General features: G+C 35.4%; 17 protein-coding genes. 9 read left to right on the top strand and 8 right to left on the bottom strand.

The window, feature by feature from the left end; translation table 11 throughout:
• Positions 1 to 7 precede the first annotated feature (7 nt).
• Together BUB95_RS01635 and BUB95_RS01630 are read left to right on the top strand one after the other, a co-directional pair.
• Complete coding sequence (locus BUB95_RS01635; protein ID WP_234969227.1) at positions 8 to 2,431, top strand: T9SS type B sorting domain-containing protein; 2,424 nt, start codon at positions 8 to 10, stop codon at positions 2,429 to 2,431.
• Positions 2,432 to 2,588: 157 nt separating this feature from the next.
• Positions 2,589 to 5,375 carry an outer membrane beta-barrel protein gene (locus BUB95_RS01630; RefSeq protein ID WP_073082146.1) on the top strand — a complete coding sequence of 929 codons (2,787 nt, stop codon included), beginning with the start codon at positions 2,589 to 2,591 and terminating at the stop codon, positions 5,373 to 5,375.
• Position 5,376: 1 nt separating this feature from the next.
• Here the strand turns inward: BUB95_RS01630 and BUB95_RS01625 are convergent, their stop codons facing one another.
• Genes BUB95_RS01625 through BUB95_RS01605 form a run of 5 tightly spaced genes read right to left on the bottom strand, consistent with a single transcriptional unit; the run spans position 5,377 to position 8,594 of the window.
• Positions 5,377 to 6,246, bottom strand: a complete 870-nt coding sequence (locus BUB95_RS01625; RefSeq protein WP_073082143.1) for a TPM domain-containing protein — start codon at positions 6,244 to 6,246, stop codon at positions 5,377 to 5,379.
• Complete coding sequence (locus BUB95_RS01620; RefSeq protein ID WP_073082141.1) at positions 6,243 to 6,680, bottom strand: TPM domain-containing protein; 438 nt, start codon at positions 6,678 to 6,680, stop codon at positions 6,243 to 6,245. The genes BUB95_RS01625 and BUB95_RS01620 overlap by 4 nt, the downstream gene beginning before the upstream one ends.
• Positions 6,681 to 6,689: 9 nt before the next feature.
• Positions 6,690 to 7,277, bottom strand: a complete 588-nt coding sequence (locus tag BUB95_RS01615; RefSeq protein ID WP_073082138.1) for a LemA family protein — start codon at positions 7,275 to 7,277, stop codon at positions 6,690 to 6,692.
• A 12-nt stretch (positions 7,278 to 7,289) separates the two neighbouring features.
• Complete coding sequence (locus BUB95_RS01610) at positions 7,290 to 7,619, bottom strand: MerR family transcriptional regulator (protein WP_073082135.1); 330 nt, start codon at positions 7,617 to 7,619, stop codon at positions 7,290 to 7,292.
• A 3-nt stretch (positions 7,620 to 7,622) separates the two neighbouring features.
• A complete protein-coding gene (locus BUB95_RS01605) occupies positions 7,623 to 8,594 on the bottom strand; it encodes a M23 family metallopeptidase (protein ID WP_073082133.1) in 972 nt (323 codons plus the stop codon).
• Between the two features lie 146 nt (positions 8,595 to 8,740).
• Between BUB95_RS01605 and alaS the strand changes: the two genes are divergently transcribed.
• From alaS to BUB95_RS01575, 6 genes are all read left to right on the top strand, one after another.
• Entirely contained in the window at positions 8,741 to 11,356 is a 2,616-nt protein-coding gene (gene alaS, locus BUB95_RS01600; RefSeq protein ID WP_073082130.1) for an alanine--tRNA ligase, read from the top strand.
• A gap of 7 nt (positions 11,357 to 11,363) precedes the next feature.
• Positions 11,364 to 12,329: a GSCFA domain-containing protein gene (locus BUB95_RS01595; protein ID WP_073082127.1), complete on the top strand. Its 966-nt coding sequence runs from the start codon at positions 11,364 to 11,366 to the stop codon at positions 12,327 to 12,329.
• A 153-nt stretch (positions 12,330 to 12,482) separates the two neighbouring features.
• Positions 12,483 to 13,376, top strand: a complete 894-nt coding sequence (locus BUB95_RS01590) for a tail fiber protein (RefSeq protein ID WP_073082123.1) — start codon at positions 12,483 to 12,485, stop codon at positions 13,374 to 13,376.
• A gap of 8 nt (positions 13,377 to 13,384) precedes the next feature.
• Positions 13,385 to 21,970 (top strand): LamG-like jellyroll fold domain-containing protein, encoded by an 8,586-nt coding sequence (locus tag BUB95_RS01585; RefSeq protein ID WP_073082120.1) that lies wholly within the window; start codon positions 13,385 to 13,387, stop codon positions 21,968 to 21,970.
• A 3-nt stretch (positions 21,971 to 21,973) separates the two neighbouring features.
• Positions 21,974 to 22,933 (top strand): hypothetical protein, encoded by a 960-nt coding sequence (locus tag BUB95_RS01580; protein ID WP_083573291.1) that lies wholly within the window; start codon positions 21,974 to 21,976, stop codon positions 22,931 to 22,933.
• Between the two features lie 5 nt (positions 22,934 to 22,938).
• Positions 22,939 to 23,355: a hypothetical protein gene (locus BUB95_RS01575; RefSeq protein WP_073082117.1), complete on the top strand. Its 417-nt coding sequence runs from the start codon at positions 22,939 to 22,941 to the stop codon at positions 23,353 to 23,355.
• A gap of 16 nt (positions 23,356 to 23,371) precedes the next feature.
• Here the strand turns inward: BUB95_RS01575 and coaD are convergent, their stop codons facing one another.
• The 3 genes from coaD to BUB95_RS01560 are packed head-to-tail and all read right to left on the bottom strand — an operon-like array spanning position 23,372 to position 25,515.
• Positions 23,372 to 23,827, bottom strand: coding sequence for a pantetheine-phosphate adenylyltransferase (coaD, locus tag BUB95_RS01570; protein ID WP_073082114.1), 456 nt, complete (start codon positions 23,825 to 23,827; stop codon positions 23,372 to 23,374).
• Positions 23,828 to 23,882: 55 nt separating this feature from the next.
• The gene (locus tag BUB95_RS01565) at positions 23,883 to 24,491 is read right to left on the bottom strand and encodes a zinc ribbon domain-containing protein (RefSeq protein WP_073082112.1); all 609 of its coding nucleotides are present in this window, start codon (positions 24,489 to 24,491) and stop codon (positions 23,883 to 23,885) included.
• Between the two features lie 46 nt (positions 24,492 to 24,537).
• The gene (locus BUB95_RS01560; RefSeq protein WP_073082110.1) at positions 24,538 to 25,515 is read right to left on the bottom strand and encodes a D-alanine--D-alanine ligase; all 978 of its coding nucleotides are present in this window, start codon (positions 25,513 to 25,515) and stop codon (positions 24,538 to 24,540) included.
• Between the two features lie 155 nt (positions 25,516 to 25,670).
• On the opposite strand from BUB95_RS01560, the gene BUB95_RS01555 reads away from it, so the two are divergent.
• Positions 25,671 to 26,231, top strand: a complete 561-nt coding sequence (locus BUB95_RS01555; protein ID WP_073082108.1) for a PASTA domain-containing protein — start codon at positions 25,671 to 25,673, stop codon at positions 26,229 to 26,231.
• Positions 26,232 to 26,233: the final 2 nt, after the last annotated feature.

Raw genomic sequence — 26,233 nt, 5'->3', positions numbered from 1 at the left:
GATAAAATTGAAATCTTTACTTGCCCTATTATTAATTTTTATAGGGTCAATAATTCTAAATGCTCAAGATTTACCACCTGAGATTACAGCAACAGGAGACCAAAACTACTGTGTTGGTGTACCAATGCCAATTGTGAGTACAGTTAGTATTACAGACCCAGATGTAACGGATACCACTTTAGACGAAATTTTTGTTCAGATTTCAGAAGGCTATGTCTCTGGTTTCGATGTATTAAATCTTACAGGGTTACACCCAAATATAACTGCAGTTTGGCAGCAGACTGAAGGACAATTGGTGCTAAGTGGTCCGGCAACTTTTGCCGAATTTGAGGCTGCAATTCTAGATATAGAATTTAGTACAACTCAAACCATTTTTTCTTCTGATAGAAGCTTTTCTATAAATTTGGGAAATGCTAATTATCTACCATCAACAGACCATTACTACTTCTATATTGCAAGTTTTGGAATTACATGGGCAGACGCTAGAGCAGAAGCAGCGACAAGAGATTATTTTGGTCTACAAGGTTATCTGGCAACTATTACGACTCCCGAAGAAGCGCAATTAGCTGGAGAACAAGCAGCAGGCGCAGGTTGGATAGGAGCTACTGATGAAGAAACTGAAGGTATTTGGAAATGGGTTACTGGTCCTGAAGCTGGAACCGAGTTTTTTAATCAATCAACATTTAGTCCAATTAATGGAGAGTTTTCATTTTGGAATACAGGAGAACCTAATAATTTTGGAGCTGGAGGAGAAGATTATGCTCATATTACAGACCCAAGTGTTGGTATATTAGGCTCTTGGAATGATTTGCCTTTAGCTGGAGACCCTGATGTTAATGGGCCATATCATCCTCAAGGTTATATTGTAGAATTTGGAGGATTACCTGGAGACCCAGATATTAATTTATCTGCGGCAACTCGTATTAATATGCCTCAACTCTCTTTTAATAATGCATCTGGTTGTTCTGGAGATGAAATTGCATTAACGTTAACTACAAACACAGATAATGTTATTTGGTACGATGGTGTCTCGTCAACAAATATTGTAAACACAGGAAATACATACTCAACAACTTACACAGAAACAGCAGTTTTTTGGATATCAGCAACATTTATGGGTTGTGGAGATGGAAGTAGAGTTCCACTAACTGTTACCATAGATCCAGCCCCAGAAGCCAATGATATAACCATACAGCAATGCGACGATGCCTCTGCCGATGGTATTTCAGTTTTTAATTTAGATATATACAGAGGTTCTATTGCTGATGGGAGTACTACTAGTGTTGTTTCTTTTTTTGAAGATGACCAATTAACAATCCCTATTTATAATGGCTCTAGTTACACAAACCTATCTAATAATCAAGTTGTATATGCTCAAGTTGTTAATCCAACTACCGGATGTTCTTCGGTGGCAGAAGTTACATTAATTGTCTCATTGCCAGCAAGTGAAACTTTTGATTTGTCGATATGCGACGATGAAGAAGAAGATGGTTTTACAGAGTTTAATCTTTCAGATTTGGATGGAGAGATTTTAATGGGTTTTCCCGTTACAGCTCAGACATCATTTTTTCCAACCTTTAATGATGCCTTGTTGAATACAAATCAATTTTCTAACAACTACACAAACTCCACAATTAATACAGAAACAATTTTTGTAAAAGTCAATGATGGTTTAGCTTGTTTAGGAATTTTTGAAGTTAATCTTGAAGTAAAACCACTTCCAGAATTACTACCAGACGAAAAAGTTATTTACTGCTTGAACACGTTTCCTTCTAAAATTATTTTAGATAGCGGCGTTGTAAGTGGTATTCCAAACAACTTTTATTACAACTGGTCAACGGATGAAACCACTATACTTATTGAAGTCAATCAGCCCGGAAGTTACTGGGTAGATGTTACTGAGGTTGATGGTTGCACAAATAGAAGAAATATTGAGGTTGTGGCTTCTAATACTGCAGAATTTGTTAGTATAGATGTTATTGATGGCGTTGAAAATAATATGGTTACAGTAGAGGTTTCTGGTGATGGTGATTACGAATTTTCGCTGACCTCTGAAGTGGGACCTTTTCAAGATTTTAACGTGTTTGAAAATGTGAGTTCTGGTATTCAAACGGTTTTTGTTAGAGACAAAAATGGTTGTGGTACAGTCTTAGAATCTTTTCCTGTTATAGGGTTTCCAAAATTCTTTACACCTAATGGAGATGCTAATAACGATTTTTGGACTATAGATGGTTTTAATGAAGAGTTCTTAGCTAATTCAAGAGTTCAGATTTTTAACCGTCATGGAAAATTATTGACAGAGCTTTCTGCACAAAATCCTTTCTGGGATGGCACTTACAATGGAAAATATATGCCTTCGGATGATTATTGGTTTTTGGTAAGTCTTCAAGACGGACGCACTTTTACTAAGCATTTTGCTTTGAAGCGTTAACACTAATTCGTACTATTTAATGTTAAGTTAAGACTTTTCATACAATTCTATATTAGATTTGTGAGTGTAATCCTATGTTATAATTAAGTTAAAACTATAGGTGTAGTTTAATAACTATAAAAATAGTTATAATATTGAGAGTTAATCAATCAATCACATGAAACGAATTTTAGTTCTTTTTGCCTTACTTTTTTCAATCACAATTTTTTCCCAGCAAAAGTCTTTCAATATAAAAGGTTCTATAAATGCAGGAGACACAAAACTACCATTAGAGTCTGCAACAGTTTATTTGCAACGTGTTAAGGATAGCAGTTTAGTAACGTATACCATAACAGACAAGGACGGGAGATTCTCTTTACAGGATAAGACCTATGATGATTTTCTGAATTTATTTATTTCGTACGTAGGCTATTCAACCTATTTGAAAAAGATAGCTATAGACAAAGAGAATATAAATTTAGAGGCAATTTCATTGCAGGTTGATGACAACGCATTAGATGAAGTTGTTATTAAAGCAACACCGCCTATAACTGTAAAGAAGGATACATTAGAGTTTAATGTAGCATCATTTAAAACAAAAAAAGATGCCAATGTAGAAGACCTTTTAAAAAAGTTACCTGGTGTTGAGGTAGATGCTAGTGGGGAGATTACCGTAAATGGAAAACCAGTAAATAAAATTTTGGTAAACGGAAAGCCTTTCTTTGGTGATGACCCTACAATTACAACAAGAAATCTTACTAAAGAGATAATTGATAAAGTTCAGATTACAGATACAAAAACAAAAGCTGAAGCTTTTGCAGGAGAAAAAGGGGATGACCAAAACAAAACTATAAATCTTACCATAAAAGAAGAGAACAACAAAGGCGTATTTGGACGTTTGTCTGCGGGTATTGGTACAGATAAACGAAATGAGTTTGCAGGGCTATTAAACTATTTTGATAATGATAGGCGCATAAGTGTCTTGGGAGGTGGAAACAATATAAACTCTCCTAATTTTAGTTTTGGCGAAATTGAAAAGATGCTGGGCGGTAATATATCTTCTGTTAGTGTTAATAGTAATGGTGCATTTTCTATAAATGGACGTTCTTTTGGCGGCGGTGGTCAAGGTATTATCACCTCAAGAAATGCTGGTGCGAACTATGCAGATGTATTAGCCAAAGGTTTCGATGTATCCTCTGATTATTTTTATTCACGCAGTAGTTCAGAAAATGATAGCCGTGTAGAACGCGAAAATATTTTACCAGATGCACGTTTCTTTACAAATTCGACATCTAGAGAAACTTCTGATAATGATAACCATCGTTTTAATACAGAATTTGATGTTGAGGTAGATTCGACATTTTTAATTAACATTAGACCATCATTTAGCTATGTAAAAAATCAAAGTTTCAATAACCGTTTTGATGAAACTTTTGATGAGAATCAAGTGATGACTAACGAGTCCACTTTTGAATCATTTTCGGAGTCAGAAGTGAGACGTATCTCAGCAGATTTGGATATTACAAAGCGTTTTGGTAAAAACGGAAGCTTTCTAAAGTTTGCATTTGAGACTGAATTTAGTGAAACCGATGGCGAAGAATTTCAGCTTTCAGAGACATTGATTGTCGACCCTACGGTTAATGATATTTTACGTGACCAACAAATCACCAATCAATCCGATTTTAGTAGATATAGACTAAGCAGTACGTATCGTATTCCTTTAATTGAAAAGAAACTATTTTTAGATGCTAAGCTGAGTCATCTCTCTGAAGTTAGAAATAGTGAAAATTCAACCTTTGATTTTAATACTACATCACAAGCATACGATTTATTTAACACTGACTTGAGTTCGGATTTTGAATTCACTAATCTTAGAACCACACCAAGTCTAGATTTAAGTTATCGTAAAGATAAATTTAGAGTTAGTTTTGAGCTGGGTTATGTGTTTAGAACTTTAGAAAATGAAGATGCTTTACGACCTACATTTAGTGCAAAAGAGCGTTTTGATGCTGTTGAATTCGATGGAAATCTTAACTATCGTTTTAGTGATAAGTCTTCAATTTATTCGGGTTATAGTTTACGAAATAGACCACCACAATTGAGACAATTACAAGCGTTTCAAGATGTGTCAAATCCTTTGAATATTGTGGTTGGTAACCCTAATCTGAGTCCGTCAAACGATTATAGTATTTATATAGGCTTTAATAATTTCGACTTTCAAAAACGAACTGGAATGTTTTTTAATTTAAATGCTTCAGCTACACAAGATGCTATAGTAACAAGAACTACGGTTGATGATAATTTTGTAAGAACGACGACCTATGATAATGTTGACGGTAATTATAGAGTCAGTGGAGGAGGAAGCTATAGAAAATCTTATAAAATTGATTCTTTACGTACCGTAAAACTCAATCTAGGTTTTAATGGAAGTCTTAACAGACGAATAAATTTTAATAACGATGTGCAATACGCTTCAAAAAATAGCAATTTAGGGCCAAGACTGGGTGCCACATTTACATGGAAAGATATTATGGAGATAACACCTTCTTATGATTTGTCATATAATATTACACGTTTTGACTTGGTAGACTTTGAGAATCAAGAATTTTTGACCCATAATCTTAAAATTAGAATAGCTACATTTTTTCCAAAAAGGCTAGAATGGCGCAACGACTTAAACTATAATTATAATCCCAATGTAGCACCCGGATTTCAGAAATTTGCATGGTTTTGGAATTCTACATTAGCGTATTCTTTTATGAAAGATAAGGCTACTCTAACATTAAAAGCTTATGATATTTTAAACCAGAATACCAACGCAAGGCGTATAGCTACAGCAGATTATATTCAGGATTCGCAGAGTACTGTGTTGCAACAATATTTTATGTTGAGTTTTAGTTGGAAGTTTAATAGTCTAGGAAGTAAGGGAAAAACTGATTCTAATAGCTTTATTATTTTAGATTAGATTACCATCCACCAGAAGCACCGCCACCGCCAAAGCTTCCGCCACCAAAACCTCCACCGAAGCCACCGCCAAAACTCCCACCAGAGCTTCCGCCAAAACCGCCAAAGCCTCCTGAAGACGAGCCTCGTTTGTAGCTGCCTCTTCCCATATTGCTTAGGATAATAGCTTCTAAAAGGCTATCGCCACCAGAGCGATAATTGCCGCCACCGTTACCACCACCTTTGTTTTTTATGTTGGCAATAACTATGATAAAAATGATAAAAAATAGAAACAGAATAAAGAAGAATACAAAAGGAAATGCTCCGCTAGAAGATGACTTTCTAGTACCTTTGTATGCACCAGTAAGAACTTCAAAAATAGCATCAACACCACGGTTGAGTCCTCCAGGATAGTCATTACGTTTAAAATAAGGAATAATATCACGCTCTATTATACGTCTGCTCATGGCGTCTGTTAATAAGTGCTCAACGCCATAGCCTGTAATAATAGCAATCCTGCGATCGTTTTTTGCTAATAGAATAAGAATACCGTTGTCTTTGTCTTTTTGTCCAATACCCCATTTCTCACCCCATTGCGCACCTAAATAATTGATGTTCTCTCCTTGAGTTGAGGGAATTGTAACTAGAACAATTTGAGTAGAAGTTGTATCAGAATAGCGGACTAATTTCTGTTCTAGATTATTTTTTTCAACATCAGAAAGCAGATTAACATAGTCGTAAACACTAGTTTGAAATTTAGGAATATCAGGGATTTGGTATTGGGCTTCAACAAATTGAAAACCAAATAGAAATAAAAATAGAACTAAAAGTTTCAAATTTCTAACAAAGCATGACTGCAAACTGAATACTGAATATTGCTTACTGAAAATCATCCTTTAGAAATGGTATTATCAAGTTCATCCGTATTGCCATGATACCAAGGGAAATGTTCAGATAATTCTTTTCCCGCTTTTTTAATGCCTTCAATTAATCCCAGAGCAAATTGTCCATTTTTAAAGTGTGAAGCAATCGTATCTCGTGTAGTGTTCCAGAAATCTTTACCAACCACATTATTGATTCCTTTATCGCCATAGATAACAAATGCTTTTTTGTCTACGGCCACATATATTAAAACACCGTTCTGTTCTCTGGTATTGTCCATTTTTAGATAATGAAAAACTTCCATGGCATGCTCATATACATCATTATCACAGTTCTGCTCAATGTGTACTCTAATTTCGCCAGACGTATCTTTTTCAGCATCACGAATAGCAGCCACAATAGCCTCTTCTTCTGAGGCAGTTAGAAAATTTTCGAGGTTGGACATCTATTCAACTTATTTAAAATCAAACTCTACATCTGGAGCGTTTTCGCTTCCAGCGTCAGCTTTGTAGTATCCTTTTTCGTCAAATCCCAGCATGCCAGCAACAAATTTTGTTGGCATTGTACGAACGTACTTGTTGTAAGGTTCTACAGCTTCGTTGAATCTGTCTCTTGCTACATTAATCCTGTTTTCTGTTCCTTCCAGTTGACTTTGTAATTCTAAGAAATTTTGGTTGGCTTTTAATTCTGGATAACGCTCAACAGTCACTAATAAACTTTTTAAAGCTCCAGAAAGTCCGCCTTGTACTTCATTAAATTTAGCAAGTTGTTCGGGTGTTATATTACTCGGGTCTATGCTAATAGAAGTTGCCTTAGCTCTAGCGTTGATAACCGCTTCTAAAGTTCCTTTTTCAAAATCAGCAGCGCCTTGAACAGTTTTTACCAAGTTTCCAATAAGGTCATTACGTCTTTGGTAGCTGCTCTCTACATTAGCCCACGATTTCGTTACTGTTTCTTCTAAACCTACTGCTTTATTGTTTACGTTCATAGCCCAGAGCGCTACAAGTACAATAATTACTATAGGTACAATCCATTTTTTCATAATTGGTTGATTTTAAAGTTGTGATTTTATTTTAATGAGTTTCGCCTTAATACCTTCGAGTTTTGCTATGATTTCAAAGTTATTTAAGGCTTCTTGCTTTTCTTCTTTTATATGTGTTTTAGCACCTTCTAGCGTAAAACCACGTTCCTTTACTAGATGGTAAATAAATTTCAAATTTTTAATGTCTTCTGGTGTAAACTTACGATTGCCTTTGGCATTTTTCTTTGGTTTTAAAACATCAAATTCTTTTTCCCAAAAACGAATTAAAGAGGTGTTGACATTAAACGCTTTGGCAACTTCTCCAATCCCATAGTAACGCTTTTCTGGTAAGTCGATATGCATATGCTAGTCTAGAGATTGATTTTCTAAAGATGCTTTTTGCAGTAAGTCACTAAATTCTGCTGCAGAAAGATTACCATAATAGAAATTTATAGGATTTATACGCTCACCATCTTTAAATATTTCGTAATGCAAGTGCGGTGCCTCAGAACGGCCTGTACTACCAACAAAACCAATAAGGTCTCCACGTTTTACACGCTGATTTATACGCACATTATATTTGTATAAATGGGCATAAAGTGAAACGTAGCCATAACCATGGTCTATACGTATATGCTTACCATAACCCGATGAACTGTTATCTGCTCTTTTCACAATGCCGTCCCCAGATGCATAGATTGGTGTACCTCTTGGTGCAGTAAAATCCATGCCATAATGAAATTTACGAATCTTAGTAAAAGGGTCTGTTCTGTAACCATAACCAGACGCCATACGTGTTAAATTTTCGTTATTTACAGGTTGTATGGCAGGTATTGCTTCTAAAAACTTTTCTTTGTCCTTGGCTAAAATGGCAATTTCGTCAAGTGATTTAGACTGTACTACAATAGCTTTCTCAAGAATGTCTAAACGTTTGTTACTTTCTCTAATTAGAGCAGAATTATCAAAACCTTCAAACTTTTTGTAACGATTAATACCACCAAAACCAGCTCTACGTTGCTCTTCAGGGATAGGATTTGCCTCAAAATAGAGTCGGTAAATGGCATTGTCTCTTTCTTCAATATTTTCAAGGACTGCAATGGCATCATCCATACGTTTGTTAAGCAAATCGTACTGCAATTGCATATTTTCTAACTCCCGACTTAATTCACGTTCTTTTGGAGATTCAAAAAAGTAACTGCCAGCAATTACAAAAAAGAAACCAAATAGGGCAGAAGCCAACAAAAACGCTAGAGCATACTTAAATGTCGTGCGTTTTTTTCGTCTTATTTTTCTGTACGATAAGGTTTCAGAATCGTAATAGTATTTTACTTTAGCCATATCTTAAAATGTTCTATTTTTGTGCCGAACTAGAACAATATACAAATATAAAAATACTTTCGTACTTAAGATATTTACAACACTGTTCATCTAAGAAGATAACGTTATAAGTAAAATTAAATTTTAGGTGATAAAATCATATAAAAATGAAGTCTCAAGACATCCGAAATACTTTCCTAGATTTTTTTGAAAAGAAAGAACATCTTATCGTTCCTTCTGCGCCAATGGTGGTTAAAAATGACCCAACTTTGATGTTTGTCAATTCAGGAATGGCCCCATTTAAGGAATACTTTTTAGGAAATTCAGAGCCTAAGAAAAATAGAATTTCGGATACTCAAAAGTGTCTTAGGGTTTCTGGTAAGCATAACGATTTGGAGGAAGTAGGTTATGACACTTACCATCACACGCTTTTTGAAATGTTGGGTAACTGGAGTTTTGGTGATTATTTTAAGAAAGAAGCCATTGCTTGGGCTTGGGAATTATTGACAGAGGTTTACGGTATAGATAAAGACCTGCTTTATGTTACCGTTTTTGAAGGTAGCGATGACGCTGATAACCTAAAAATGGACACCGAAGCTTATGACATTTGGAAACAATATATTGCTGAAGACCGAATTTTAAAAGGAAACAAAAAAGATAATTTTTGGGAAATGGGCGACCAAGGTCCTTGTGGTCCTTGTAGCGAGATACATGTGGATATCCGTTCGGCTGAAGAAAAGGCGAAAGTAGATGGTAAAACTTTGGTAAATATGGACCATCCTCAGGTTGTAGAAATCTGGAATTTGGTTTTCATGCAATACAACCGGAAAGCCAATGGAAGCCTAGAAGTGTTACCAAATAAGCATATTGATACTGGTATGGGCTTCGAGCGTTTGTGTATGGTGCTTCAAGGTGTACAATCTAATTATGATACAGATGTGTTCACACCAATTATTCGCGAGATTGAAACGATAACCAATTCATCCTATGGAAAAGACGAAAAAGTAGATGTTGCCATTCGAGTTATTTCAGACCATGTTAGGGCAGTCGCTTTTTCAATAGCAGACGGACAATTACCAAGTAATACAGGTGCTGGTTATGTGATAAGACGAATTTTAAGACGTGCTATTCGTTACGGATTTACATTTTTAAATCAGAAAGAACCATTTATTTATAAGCTAACAGAGACATTGAGTAATCAAATGGGAGATGCGTTTCCAGAATTGAAGTCTCAAGAGCGTTTGATTGAAAACGTCATCAAGGAAGAGGAAAACTCTTTCTTACGGACATTAGACCAAGGCTTATTGCTATTAGATAAAGTTATAGATGATTCAAAAGATAAGACGATTGACGGAGCTAAGGCCTTTGAACTTTACGATACGTATGGTTTCCCATTAGATTTAACCCAATTAATTGCTCGCGAAAAGGGCTACAGTGTTAATGAAGAAGGATTTAAAACCGAAATGCAGAAACAAAAAGACCGCTCGCGCGCGGCGTCTGCATCAGAAACCTCTGATTGGGTCATCCTTAAAGAAGACGATACGGAAGAATTTATTGGTTACGATACACTAACAGCAGATGTAAAGCTCACGAGGTATAGAAAAGTGACCTCAAAGAAAGATGGTGAGCATTACCAATTGGTGTTTAATATGACGCCTTTTTATCCAGAAGGTGGCGGACAAGTGGGAGATAAAGGTTACATAGAAGTACCTAATGGCGATGTGGTTTACATTACCGATACCAAAAAGGAAAACAATGTGATTATTCATATAACCAAAAATTTACCATCAGATTTAGATGATACTTTTAAGGCTATGGTTAGCGATGAGCATAGACGTTTATCCGCAAGTAATCATACGGCAACACACTTATTGCATCAGGCCTTAAGAACTATTCTCGGTACGCATGTCGAGCAGAAAGGGTCATTGGTAAAACCAGCATCACTACGTTTCGATTTTTCTCATTTTTCTAAGGTAGATGCAGACCAATTACAGGAGATTGAAGATTTTGTGAATGCCAGAATTAGAGAAAATCTAGAATTGGAAGAGTATCGCAATATCCCAATGCAACAAGCTCTAGATAAAGGTGCAATTGCGCTTTTTGGGGAAAAGTATGGCGATAGTGTTCGCGCAATAAAGTTTGGGCAATCCATGGAACTCTGTGGAGGTACGCATGTTCAGAATACAGGCGATATCTGGTATTTTAAGATTAAATCTGAAAGTGCTATTGCGGCAGGCATACGCCGTATAGAAGCGATTACAAATGTAGCCGTTGGCGATTATTTTGAAGATGTTGAAAAGCAGTTTGAGTCTATTAAAAGTGTTTTGAAAAACTCAAACGAGCCGGTAAAAGCCGTACAAGCGCTTCAAGATGAAAATGCAAATCTTAAGAAACAGATTGAAGCCTTATTAAAAGACAAAGCCAAAAACCTTAAAGGCGAACTTAAAAATGAAATTTCTGAAGTTAACGGCGTTCAGTTTTTAGCAAAGAAAGTAGATTTAGATGGAGCTGGCATAAAAGACTTGTGTTTCGATTTGGGAAGCAACATGGATAATTTGTTCCTTCTTTTTGGTAGTGAAACAAACGGGAAAGCTATCTTATCTTGTTACATCTCAAAAGAGTTAGTAGCAGCCAAAGATTTAAATGCAGGAAATATTGTTAGGGAATTAGGCAAGCACATACAAGGAGGTGGTGGTGGACAGCCATTTTTTGCTACTGCAGGTGGCAAAAACCCTGCAGGTATTGATGCAGCTCTAGATTCAGCAAAATCTTATATCGAATAGATTTATAATGAATCTTCAAACCAAAATCCCATTACAACCACAGCGTTTTAATCAAATTGATTACAGCTCAAAAGTGTTATTATTGGGGTCTTGTTTTTCTGAAAATATTGGGGAGAAGTTTCAGTATTTTAAATTTCAATCGTTACAGAATCCGTTTGGTATTTTGTTTCAGCCTTTGGCGATAGAAAAACTAATCACTAATGCTATAAACCAAAAAGAATATTCAGAAGATGACATCTTTTTTCTCAACGAGCATTGGCATTGTTTTGATGCTCATTCGCGATTAAGCAATCCTTCAAAAGAGGAGTTGTTAGCTCAGTTAAATGAGAATATAAGTCAGACTTATGACTTCTTAAAGGAAGCATCTCATATCATTATCACTTTAGGAACCTCATGGGTTTACAGGCATATTGAAACTGACCAAATTGTTGCCAATTGCCATAAAGTGCCTCAAAAGAAATTCTTAAAAGAGTTGCTTTCAGTTGATACTATTTCAGAAAGTTTAGAGGCTATTGTAAGTTTGGTAACGTCTATTAATCCAGACATCCACTTTATTTTTACGGTATCTCCAGTACGGCATATTAAAGATGGTTATGTAGAAAATACCTTGAGCAAATCGCATTTAATTACTGCCATCCATAATCTTATAAATCGTAATTCTGAAATCGAAAATCGTCAATTGGCGTATTTCCCTTCTTACGAAATTGTAATGGACGAACTCCGCGATTACCGATTTTATAATGAGGACATGCTACATCCAAACCAATTGGCTATAGATTACATCTGGGAAAAGTTTACTTCGGTTTGGGTACATCAGAATTCGGAAGCCATTATGGGCGAAGTTGATGCCATACAAAAAGGATTAGCACACCGACCATTTAATGCTAAATCTGACGCTCACCTAAAATTCACCCAGCAGCTTGAAAAAAGGGTGTTAAAACTACAGAAAGCCTTACCAGGTCTAAGTTTTTAGTTATTTTTTGCCTTTTTTTAAGGTAGGAAAAACCTACGTACCCCTACGTAAAAATTGACATACATACGTATTTTTTGACGTTTGCCTATTTCATAGTTTTGAGAATTAACAATTTATTTAGAATAAGCTATTAAACCAAAAATCTCATTTGATATGAAAACAAAATTCCTCTCAGCAAACTTTACATTGGTATTTATTTTACTTTTTACATTGGTGTCTACAGCACAATCAACTATAGGTATTCCTGTGCAAGGTATAGCAAGAGATGTCAATGGTACGGCTCGTATTAATACACAAATAGATTTAACATTCGATTTGTACTATATAGAAGGTGGTAACGAAGTGCCTTTATACACACCATCTCAAATAGAAACAGTAACTACAGATAGTTTTGGAGTATTCTCTTCAATAGTAAACACGGCAGGTAGACGTTCAGTTTTTGGGAGCAAAGAAGTATTTTTACGAATTGTAGAATCTGGAACTACAATTTCTGATGAAAAATTAAATTCTGTGCCATATGCCATTGCAGCGGATAATGGTGTGCCAACAGGTGCTATTATGCCTTTTGTAGGTACTACTGCGCCAGAAGGTTGGTTACTTTGTGATGGCACAGCCATACCGACAGGACAACAATACGACGCACTAAAGGCGCTATATGGTAATAATACACCAAATTTACAAGGTATGTTTTTAAGGGGAACTGGAACTAGCCCTGTAAACGGAAGACCAGGTCCAGCATTGGGAGGTACTCAAGATAGTGCATTTAGAAATCATGTGCATAACGTTAATCTTAATACCAGTTCGACACCACATACGCATACTTTTGATGATATTGTGCGACCGGATACTGGATTTATTGGAGCAGGAGGACAAGGAACCTCATATGCTACTGGTGATTCAACTGCCTCAATATCAAACACTACAAAAGTTGATTCAGGTGCTCATGCACATAATGTCTTTGGGGATACAGCTTTTTCTGGAAGTCCAGGTAGTGATTTTGAGTCTCGTCCAGTAAATTACGGCGTCAACTATATCATCAAACTTTAATAGCTATAATGATGAAAAAAATTATAGCGCTACTCTTGCTACTTATAGCATGGAGTATAAACGGACAAAACCAAAATGTGAGGCAGGTCACAGCTTCGCAAGCCATACAAGAGAATAACTATACCATACTTGTCGGTCCTGCATTATTAGGTATAGACCAAACACCAGATGTACGTAATACGCAACCTCTAGATGTACGTTTTCCTTGGGATATATTGTATTTACCAAATACCTTTTCAGATAATGCATTCGATGTATCTAAAGGCTATTTCGGAGATATGATACGTATCAGTTGGACGGTACAAGCCAACTTTGATTTATTAACTAACATTGCCATTTTCAGAAGAGAATATACAGAAGACGGTAGTAATCCTTTTGTGCAAATAGCCAATACAGCGCCTATAGCTACAGAATACGAAGATGAGTTTGTAGAAGGTGGTGTGTTGTACGAGTATATGATAGAAGCACAAGGCATAGGCGGAAATGCAGGTCGTTTACTAACATTTATTGATGGAATCGGCTACCGAAGTCCAACAGCTATCGTAACAGGTAGCGTTAATTTTGAAGGCGGAAATCCTGTACAAGATGTAATTCTAAAAGCTGAAGCTCAAGGAAATGTAGCAAGTGAAGGAAGTACTTTGGCTATTCCATTTGATAATAGTTTAGCTATTGAGAATACAACAAAAGTTGCGACCACAGCCGCAACACTTCAAGCTTATCTTAAGCCACAACAAGCATTTACAAACGGCGATGCACCAATTCGCTTGTTTAATATAGTCAATCAAGGCTCTACATCAACGATTCCTGTAGATGTTAGTGTTACAGATAACGCTTCAAAATTAAATGTAAATATTGGAGGCGCTATTTATACGCTCAACAATTATTATCCTTCAGGAGAATTAGACGCGCTTGGTAATGATTTGGTCGTTCCTATTAGCGATTTCAATTCTAATTTTGTTCATTTTTCGGTTGTGATTAGAGATAATGAGATACCAGAACTGTATATAAACGGACGTTTTATAGGCGTAACTTATCCAGATACTATTGCGACTTACGAGCCCGCTTTAAATCCTGCATTCACAGTTGAAGAGCCAACAAATACCATTGAATTAAGTATTGGCGGAAATCCAACAAACTGGCAAAATTTCTTTGTTGGTGGTAACAAAGACAGTTTTGTAGACGAGGTACGTATTTGGGATAGAGCCGTGGAGCCAGATGATATTAGAATTGATTACAGACGTTTTATCAGTGGTAATAACTCTAGCCTAATAGCCTATTTAAGAGCTAATGAGCGTGTTGGCCAATTTGCTTACGATTTGTCGCGTAGTGGATTTAATTATAATAATAATCATGGGCGTTTATTTAATGAGTTTTCAGACCCAAACCGTATTACTTGGGAAACCAATGTAGATAATATACCTACAGAAAGTCAGTTAGGTGTATTAGGTGTTACCGATGCCAATGGTAATTATGAAATTACAGCCATTCCATACTCCGGCACAGGTGAGTCGTTTACCATAACACCTATCTTTGGCGTGCACCAGTTTGAGCCAAACCAACAATTAGTGTATTTAGGTCAAGGTAGTGAGGTTGTAAATTCTATAAATTTCACGGATATTTCTTCATTTAGCTTTAAAGGTCGTGTGTTATATGACTCTCGTGGTGTTTTTCCATCTTTTGTAGAATTAAATACGCCGATGGGAGCTACCGCGCCTGACTTTTCTAATCTTACTGATGGCGATGAGTATGTAAGTCAGCCAGGAATTATTGATGAAGGTTATAATTTTTATCAAAAAGGAACAGAAAAATATCAAAAAGGTGAGTATTGGTACAATGACAATAATACGCCTGGTGATACCTCAGATGATTACTTAGAACGTTATGCCAGAATAGCTTCGCCAAATGTCAATGTTTTTATTGATGGTGAAATTGTTTTGGATGAGAATAACATCCCTGTAGTAACTGATGGTGAGGGTTTCTTTGATGTGCAAGTCCCTATCGGAAATCATTTTATTACAATAGGTTTAAACGGTCATGAGTTTATATTTGATGGTCGTTTTCCAGCGGCGAGTGGAAGCTTAGAAGAGTTTTTTGAAGACCGAAATGAAGTCGTCACTTTTATAGATGATACTAAGGTAACTTTAGTTGGTCGTGTCGTAGGTGGAAGTGTAGAATCTCAAAAAGAAATTGGTTTTGGAGCAGATGGACTTGTTGAAGCATCTTACGTAGATAGTAATGGTATTTCTCAAAACGAAACAATTAGCTCTAAGAACAATATTGGTGTAGCTAATCTAACTTTAGGTTACCGTCCATTAGGTTCGCCTGTTACGCCATTTACAGAGTTTTCGTTTAGCACCAATATTGAATCTGGAGAGTATCGCGTTGAAGCTTTACCATTACAATATACTATAGACCAAGTATCAGGATTAAGTATTCCTAGTAATACGGCAATATCAATTTTAGATAGTAATGAAGACGTTAATTTATTAGATATTCCTGAGCCTACAATTCCAGAGTTTACTTTGGGTAATGGACAGGTAATTACAGCAGATGCTTATCAGTATGAGCGGAGTTTTACGTATAGATCCACACCAGTTTTAAGTGTATTAGCACAAACTTCAGATTCTTCAATATCTATCAATGGTACTGAGTATTCTACAGAAGGTTTTTCTTACCCTATTTACTCACAAGCTTTGCCTTATTATATCCGTTTAAAACGTTTTGAGAGTTACACTAATTTTGATGATTCAGCAGATGTTGTAGAAGATATTGTTCCTGTAACGGATGGCGAGCTACTAGTCACTAATAATTTAGCGCTTATAGGCTCAGAAGCAATAGAAGTAGATACTAACGACCCTAGTATTATTGATTATAGTTTTAAAGGCGGTATACCAAGAATATCTTCGCCATTTACTAAGACAATAAATTTAGCCTATAGATTAAACGGTGTTGATTATCCTGTTGAACCTAATTCTTACATTGATGAAGGTATAATTATTGGAGGAGCTCCAGATGGTAGTCAAACATTTACCACTGCAGCACCAGACATACCAGATATTATTTTACGTGATCCACCGGGATCCAACAGTTTTGCATCTATACAAAGTGGTGAGTCTATTACATTAACCACTTCGAGTAGTGTTTCAGATGGACAAGAATTATCTCAAGAAACCTCTATCCTTATCGGAGGATCAGTGAGTATAACTAATATACCATCGGGCCTTAATATAGAAACAAGTAATACTGCTAATATTAATAGTGGGATTAGTGTTTCAAAAACATCTAATTCTGCAGAAGAATTATCAAAGACATATACATTTTCTCAAACTATCTCAACAAGTAGTGATCCTGATTTTGTGGGAGCTGATGGGGATTTGTATATCGGACAATCCAAAAACTATTTTTATGGCTCTTACGATGATGTGTACTCATCCGCAACACCATTAACAGGCTCTAATGCACTAGAGTTAACAAACGTAGATGGAGAGTCTGTTTTTCTAAGTCTACAAAAATCAATGTATTTTGTTGAAGAACCATCAGATACTTTTTTTGTCTTTTCTCAAAAACAGATATTAGAAAATATTATTCCAGATTTAGAACTTATAATTCAAAATATTGATAATGGCATTGTAACACCAAGTCAGGATGGTGTTCAATCGCGTTTCTATTACGAGCAGCAAATACGTTTATGGCGAAAAACAATATTAGAAAATGAACGCCGTAAGTATATTTCTATAAACGATAGAGAGAATGCTAAGGCAGAAGCTTTGAGTAATCTTGATGCTTACATACAAGAACTTAACGATGCCATTGATAATGCCAATGCAAATGCAACAAATACAGATTCAGACTTAGCTACAATAGAAGTGTTTTTACCAAAATTACAAGACGCACAACAGCTGAGAAATTTAGTGCTAAATAATTTTAGTGATAACATATCATTTGATGCAGGAGTAGGTGAATTTACAAGAAGTATTGAGACCGCTATTGCCGTATCAACCAGTAACGAAGTTGAACTAGAAATCGATGGTTCATTAGCCTTAGAATTAGAGATATCAGTTAATAAAGTCGGTATTGCTTCAACAACAACAGGAAGTTATGGTGAAGGTATAACAAGTGCAACGACATTAGAACAAGAAAATACGACTGAAATTAGTTACACATTAACGGATAATGATGCCGATAATGTTCTTAGTGTAGACGTCGTTAATTTATTTGATGGTAATGGGCCAGTGTTTTCAACAATTGGTGGACAAACGTCATGCCCTTATGAAGGTCAGGAGTTTACCGTTTTTTACAATCCTACAACTTATGTTGCAGATGGCACAGATCCGATTGAGCCTTTACCAGATGAGTTGCGAGTACCTTTAAACGTTGCAACACAACGAATAGAAAATCCGGCTATTAGCGTTGAAGTAGCCTCTGTTACTAACGTACCAGAATCTCAAAATGCAGAATTTGAACTTATTTTAGAGAACAATAGTGTAACCGGAACTGATGCCACATATTTATTAATCGTAGACAATACCACAAATCCTAATAATGCTATAATTAATATTGAGCAAAATGGTACTTTGGTGAATGTGCCTTTTGGTGAGCAAGTGTTTTATTCCATGACGTTGGGTAAATCAATTTCAGATGTTAATGTCTATCAAGATATTCGTGTTGTATTGCAATCACTATGTGATTCAGACAATATATTCGATGATGTTTTTGTAAGTGCAGAATTTGTGCCAGCTTGTTCTGCGGTAAGAGTAACAGGACCTTTGGATAATTGGGTGTATAATAGAGATACAGCCTTTAATTTAGACGGAAGTACTAATCCTTTACAAATAGAACTTTCAGAATTTAATCTAGCTTTTAATAGCTTTGAGAAAATCGATTTGGAGTATAGATTAGCGTCGTCCCCAACATGGACACGCCTTCAAACTTACTATACAACACAAGCCTTTTTTGATAATGCGGTTGCAAACAATGAAACAGAAATCAGTCTTATAAATGATTCTAATTTAACATTTCCGTTTAATATTGCTTCTCTAGGCTTAGCGGATGGTAATTATGAAGTTAGAGCAAGAACATCTTGTACAAATAATACAGATTTTACTTCAGACGTTATTTCGGGAACTGTAGATTTAACAGCACCAACGCGCTTTAATACACCAACACCTACAGATGGAATTTTATCAGTTGGTGAAGACTTAAAGGTAAGTTTTAACGAAGATATTTTTTACAACTCAGCAGTGAGTTTAGTAGAAATAAAGGGGCGCACAAATCAACTCCCAATTAACAATAATGTATCATTATTTTTTGGTTCGCCATCTAACACAGCTTCGATTGAACAACCAGATATTTCTAATGGCGATTTTTCACTAGAATTTTGGATGAATAATCAAAGTGTAGGCACTAATGCTACTGTAATTTCTCAAAATGCAGGATTGCAAGTGACTATAGATAGCAATGTTATGAGTTTTACGCTTGGAGGTGAGACCATTACAGCAGGTATTTTTGCTGATGATTTATTTCATCATTACACGCTGACTTATAATTCGGAATTAAATACTATGTCAATCTATCAAGATGACACGGAGTTATCAATAGTTAATAATGTACCAGAATTGGTAATTTCTAATAATAACGATTTAATTATTGGTGGTAATGATTTTGTGGGTAACATTCATGATATTAGATTATGGGAAAAGCATATCTCATTGCCAGAGGCTTTTGCTAACATATATACGCAATATGTTGGTAATGAAACTGGTTTAACGGGTTACTGGCCAATGGACGAAGGTCGTGGTAATACAGCAAGAGACGTAGCGCGTTTTAAAACGATGCAAGTCAATACAGGTTGGGATATTAAGCCTAAAACGCAGTCTTACAATTTTACAGCTGGTCAGTATCAAGAGTTAGATAACGTTGGGTTTGTACAATTAACTGACGATATGGATGCTACTTTATCCTTTTGGGTTAATACATCTCCAGGTCAAGGCGGTACAATATTCTCAAACGGTAGAGGTAACGGTGATGATGAGGTTCAATCTAACGGTTTTGCTAATAAATGGTCCGTAAGTCTTACAAATGCAGGTATTTTAGAATTCGCAAATGAAGGTACGGACTATCAGTTAACAACAGAAAGTATTGCAGATGATACATGGCACCATGTAACATTATTATTAAACAGAAGTGGTGCATTATCTACCTATGTGGATGGCGCACAAGTAACATCTAATCCATCAACCGCTATTAGTGGTTTCTCTGGAAACAGAATTTTTATTGGAGCGAGAGGTTTTACTGATTCAGTCGGAACAGTTACTGTTGATAATGAATTTGAAGGACAAATAGACGAATTACGTTTATGGAATACCTTAAGAAATATTGAACAAATCTCCCGAGACCGATTTAACGAGATTGACTTTGAGAGTGTTGGATTACTACTTTATGCAAGAATGAATGAGCCAGACATGCCAACAGGTAATGGGCCAAGATATTTCCATGCATTTTCAAATAATACTGTAATTTCAAGTGTAGCGGTTCTTAATTCAGGCACCGTAAATTATTCAGAAAATACACCGCCAATTAAGCCAGAGCGAGAGGTTATTAGCTTCCAAGTTAACAGAATCATTAACGGTGATGAAATGATTATTGAGCCAGTAATTACTGATTTCGCATCAGTAGAAGGTCAAGTATTAGACATCACTGTTCACAGAATGTTCGATGAGTTTAATAACATTCAACTTTCTCCAATAACTTGGACAGCGTTTATAGATAAAAACGATGTAGACTGGTTTGCTAACGGCTTCAACAATAACAATGTTGAAATTGTAAAAGAATCAGAAGAAGATGTGTCTTTTGATATTACGCTAGTTAATCGTGGAGGAAATAATCAACCTTACACTATTAATAATATTCCGAGCTGGTTAGATATTTCGGAAACATCAGGCGTATTACAGCCAAATTCTACAATTGTCTTAACTGCAACTATAGATAATAGCTTGTCTCCTGGAGATTACGCAGAAGATTTGTTTTTAGAAACTGATTTTAACTTCGACCAAAAAATCCAGATTGATTTAAAAGTATTGTCACCAGCTCCAGATTGGAGTGTTAACCCAAGTGATTTTGAATTTAGTATGAATATCATTGGACGTGTTCTTATTGATGGTCAGTTTTCTGCTGATGAATTTGATACTGTTGGAGCTTTCCAGCAAGGCGAAGTACGCGGTAGCGCACAACTGGAGTTTGATGAAAACTACCAACAATACTATGTGTTTTTAACAGTGTATAGTAACGAAGCTTTTGGAGAAGTGATTTCTTTTAGAGTTTGGGATGCTTCAACAGGACAAGTAAAATTGGTTACAATTGATGCACAAAGTGAGATAGCTTTTCAAGATAACAATGTCTTAGGAACATTTTCTGACCCAGTAATTTTTGAAAATACAGGAAATATGCTTCAAGAGATTTCATTAAATCAAGGGTTTACATGGTTGTCTTTCAACGTTAATGATGCTAATTTCAATAACCTTAATGCCTTAACTCAAGGGATGGATTTAGCAACTTCAGATCGTATTCTGAGCCATTCACCATCATATCTAGATACTTATTATTTAGATATTCCGGCTACTTCAGCAATAGGTTGGTCTGGTTCTCTTTCTGCAAACGGAGGATTGTCTTCTAATAAAATGTACAAAATGTATACAGCAAATAGTCAGCCTTTTATTGTTCAAGGTCTGCCTGTAAACACTTTAGATTTTGAATTTAACATTGCAGAAAATTGGAATTGGTTGCCTTATCCATTTAGCGTTAATAATTCTTTAAGCGAGGCTTTAGCATTGTTTAATGCAGAAGATGGAGATGTTATAAAGTCTCAAGGTAATTTTGCTATTTACGATCCTCTAAATGGATGGAGCGGTTCTCTAATGACTCTAGAATCTGGTAAAGGCTACATGATAAAAGCAACAAATGCTCAAACATTTAAGTATCCAAATGCTTTATCATCTAGAGTAGCATCGAGAACAACTGAAACTATTGTAGCAGAATTAGAAAATCCAGAACAAACACTAGAGGATTATACGATGTTCTCTCAAAATATGAATGCTGTAGTAAAACTCCCAGAAGGCTATAATACGCTTTATGCTTTTGATAGTAATGGCGATGTAAAAGGCGTGAGTACTAACCAGCAAGTTGGTAATGAAACGCTCAGCTTTATAACAGTTTATGGAGATGTTACCGAAGATTTACGTTTTTATGTGGGTAATGGTTCGGTTGTAAAACCAACCGATGGCAAATTTAGTTTTAGAGGAAACAATGTGCTGGGTAGAGTTGCAGACCCTATAGTTCTTAATTTATTAGAGAATACAATCGCCGCGTACCCTAATCCATTTAAGGATGAGCTACAATTATTGGTAAATAGCAATAGCAGCCAAAATGTAAAAGTTCAGTTGTTTAGTATAACAAATCAATTGGTGTATACTAACCAAATTGAAGTCAGCCAAGGTGTTAATACTTATACTATTAACGCAGATATTCAGTCAGGAGTTTATTTCCTTAAAATGACTATGAATAATGAGATTTTTACTGAAAAAATTATAAAAAGATAAATTATGAAAACAGATATTAAATCTACTTTCAATTTAAATAGATTAAAGCACTACAGTCTAGTTTTATTTCTGTTCTTAGGCGTTTATGCAAACGCGCAAGACCCAAATTGGGTGGTTGATGAAAATGAGTTTGAATTTACGATGACTTTTGTGTCTACCTTAAATTTAGACGGTACAGAGTTAAGCAGTACAAACGACCAGCTAGCTGCCTTTGTAGGTAGCGAGTTGCGTGGAGTAGCTAACTTAACCTATGTCGCAAGTGCGGATAGATATTATGCTTACTTAACAGCATTTGCAAACACAAATGGTGAGATATTAAGTTTTAAGATTTATGATTCCGTAAACGATACGGTAAGGGATGTTAGTACTACAGTAGTTTTTGAGACTAATGGTCATCAAGGCAACATCTTTCAAGCGGTGAGTTTTGCAGATCCAGTTTTAAATAACGAAACAGATATTCTTACATATAGTTTTAGCGGGGTTACTGCGGTTAACACCTTAATTGATGCTACTTCAAATGAAATTGTTATTAATGTAGATCAGAGTCAAGATATTACAAGCTTAACTCCAGTTTTTACTTTGTCTAGTGGTGCTTCTCTTTATATAGGTACTGTGGAGCAAACTTCTAATATAGATAGTGTAGACTTTACAAATCCTGTTACTTACAGTGTGCTTTCTGAAGATAATTCGATATTAGAAGACTGGACAGTTACAGTAAATAAGGTTAATACAGATTTACAATATTTTAAGAAAGATGCGGTCTGTTATGAAGATGGTGCCATAAAGGTTGTCACTACTGAAAATTTTACTGTTCCAGTAAGACTATTCTTCAATAGTACCGAAATAGCTTCGCAGTCTTTTATTAATGGCGAAGTACTCTTTCCTAACCTTGATGCAAATACTTACGAGGTTAGAATAGGAAATATTATAAAAAATATTGAAGTAGAATTAAGAACAAACTAAAAGCTATGAAGACTTTAAAATTTAAGATATATAAAACAGTAGCGGTATTATTTATAGCAGCTCTTACATTCTCATGTTCTGGAGATGATGATAATACGGAAGAAGCTATAATAGATGTAACTAACCTTAGAATACTGGCGCAAGACGGTTTTAGCGTAGGTGTAAGCGATTGTATAGATCCCAATGAAAATTATTTGGTCGAGATTACAATATCAACTCAGAACAACATTCAATTAACAGAGCCAGTAGTGGTGAATTATACGGTTAACGGAAATACTTCTAGTGTTACATTTACACAAGTAGGGATTAAAACGATACCTGTAAATTTTGTAACTGGAGAAAATGTAGTTGAATTGGTTGAGTCAGGAACATCCGTTTCATTAACGGTTGTAGCTCCTAGTGAGTTTGTGTTATTGCCTTAATGAAAGTGAAATGGTCTTATTTAACCCTTACACTTTCAGGAACAAGTAATGTATAGTCGCCATTATTTCTTATGACGTCTCGTACTATAGATGAAGATATATAAGAGGTCTTAGCGGCTGTTAATAAAAATACAGTTTCAATTTTTGATAACTTTCTGTTGGTGTGCGCTATGGCTTTTTCAAACTCAAAATCTGCTGGATTTCTTAACCCACGAAGAATAAATTTAGCATCGATTTCCTTACAATAATCTACAGTTAAACCTTCGTAGGTAGTGACTTTAACTTTAGGGTGATTCTCAAAAGCTTTTTCAATAAATACTTTACGTTCTTCAAGAGAGAACATGTATTTTTTATCAGCGTTAATGCCAATAGAAACCACAACCTCATCAAAAAGTTTAATACCACGTTTTATAATGTCGTAGTGGCCATTTGTTATCGGGTCAAAAGACCCAGGAAATAGTGCACGTTTCATACTTATTTTTCGAAAAGATGGAAGTCTAATTATTTAACAAAGGTAATGTAAATTATCAGTCTCTATCAATTTCAAAAATTACTTCATCGGCATATAGTTTTTGAACTTCTTCTATTTTATAGCCTTCAGTATTTTCTGGTTTATAATTTGAAGATATATCAATATCATTAATGCCGGATTTTTTATCGACTTCATAATCGTTAAATATTACAAAGATACTATCTGCTTCTATAGCAGTGACTTTAGCAGTAGTGTAAAAACCAGAGTTTGAACCTGAGGTATGATATACATCTCCTACTTGCGGTGATTTTATATAAATAGCTTCATTCTCTTTATCTTTTGCATTAGCATAAAATACCCACGAAATCAATGCCAGTATTATCGCGGAACCAGCAAAATGTTTAACAGGGACACCTGTATGTTTCTCAAGCTCAAACTTTTGTTTTATTTGATTAGGTAACTCTTTTAGTTTATATGTGCCCTTGCAATTGTCACATTCTAAAACATTAGTTTTACCTAAAGGGAAGATAGGAATCCAGTAAATATATGCATACTTACCAAAGACACTATATGTCATAGAAGTTTGTTCGTTACAGTTAGGACATGTTACATTACTTAGTCTACCGTCTTTTAATCTAGACGCATTTGTTCCGTAAAAAATCATTGAATTTTGTTGATTTGGTTAGTTTAATAGAATCTAAATATAAAAATTATTTTTTCATAGCATCTTCAATGGCATTGCCAAACAAATCCTTCAGTGTAATCCCAGCTTTTGCAGCTTGTTGCGGTAAAATGCTTTCTTTGGTAAGACCAGGAACGGTATTCATTTCTAGCAAATAAGGCTCATCATTTTTAAAGATGAATTCACTACGGCTAAACCCTTTCATCTTTAATGTTTCATATATCTTCTTAGCTTCTCTACGTACTTTCTCTTCGTAATCTTTAGAAATTCGGGCTGGTGTTATCTCTTGAGATTTACCTTCATATTTAGCTTGGTAATCAAAGAAATCATTTTCGGAAACTATTTCAGTAATTGGTAAGACTTTGGTTTCGCCTTTAAACGAAATCACACCAACAGAGACTTCTACACCATCCAGAAATTGCTCAATAATAATCTCATCATCTTCCTTAAAAGACAGTTCAATGGCGGCTTTTAAATCCTCTTTTTTATACACTTTAGAGATGCCAAAACTACTTCCAGCTTTATTCGCTTTTACAAAACAAGGTAAACCTACTTTTGCAACGATAACATCTTTATCAATGGTATCTCCAAGGTTGAGATAATAGCTTTCAGCTGTCTTAATTCCAAAGGGTTTTAATGTAGCTAGCAAATCACGTTTATTAAATGTTAATGCGGCTTGGTACATGCTACAGCTCGTTTGTGGAATGCCTAACAACTCAAAATATCCTTGCATAAAACCATCTTCTCCGGGCGAACCATGTATGGCATTAAAAACACAATCAAAAGTGATTTTTTTATTATCAATTAACACTGAAAAATCATCTTTATTTATAGGAGTTTCATTGCCGTTATCGTCAACATAAACCCATTTGTTCTTAAAAATATGAATAGAATAGGGGACATATTTATTACGGTCTAGAGTTTCGTAAACCACAGCGCCACTCTTTAGCGAAATCTCATATTCGCTCGAGTAGCCACCCATTATAATCGCAATGTTTTTCAACATACTAACCTTTTGAAATTGTAGTTATGTAAATGTATTACTATTTTTATTTTAACGCTAAAAATCGATTTGTAATTTATTAGCGTATATAAAAAAGTAAATTACAATAATTCAATCCACTAGTATTTTCACTAGTTTTGTGAACAATTTTTTATCGCATGAGTATCCTTAAGTTTCTAACGAGTAAAGTGTTTTTTAAACAATTGGCTTTGGCAGTTGTGGCTGTAGTTGTTTTCTGTTTTCTGCTTTTAAAATGGCTAGATGCAACCACTAATAATGGTGAGTTTGTTACTGTGCCTGACCTAAAAGGGAAATCACTAGAAACGGTGCAGATAGAACTCGAGGATAACGATTTGGTAATGCAAGTACAGGATTCTTCTAATTACAATCCCAACTATCCTAAGTTTTCTGTAATAGAGCAAGACCCAATTGCTGGAGCAAAAGTAAAGGAGGACAGAAAAATATATCTAACACTTAATCCTTCGGGTTACAGAAAAGTAGCTGTTCCTGAAATTTTACGACGAACCTACAGGCAAGCTAAACCAACTCTTGAAGCTTTAGGTTTTAAAGTTGGAGAGAAAACATACATTGATAACATTGGAAAAGATGTGGTGTTAGGTATTAAGCATAAAGGAAAAAACATTTCTGTTGGTGATAAATTGCCACTGACCTCTAAAATTGATTTAGTTTTGGGTAACGGTAAACGCGCTTCTAATTAAGC

Origin of the sequence: Winogradskyella jejuensis, assembly GCF_900129745.1 — a bacterium.
Taxonomy (GTDB): domain Bacteria; phylum Bacteroidota; class Bacteroidia; order Flavobacteriales; family Flavobacteriaceae; genus Winogradskyella; species Winogradskyella jejuensis.
Note: the sequence above shows the minus strand (reverse complement) of the source record. Positions and strands in the feature narration are given on the sequence as shown.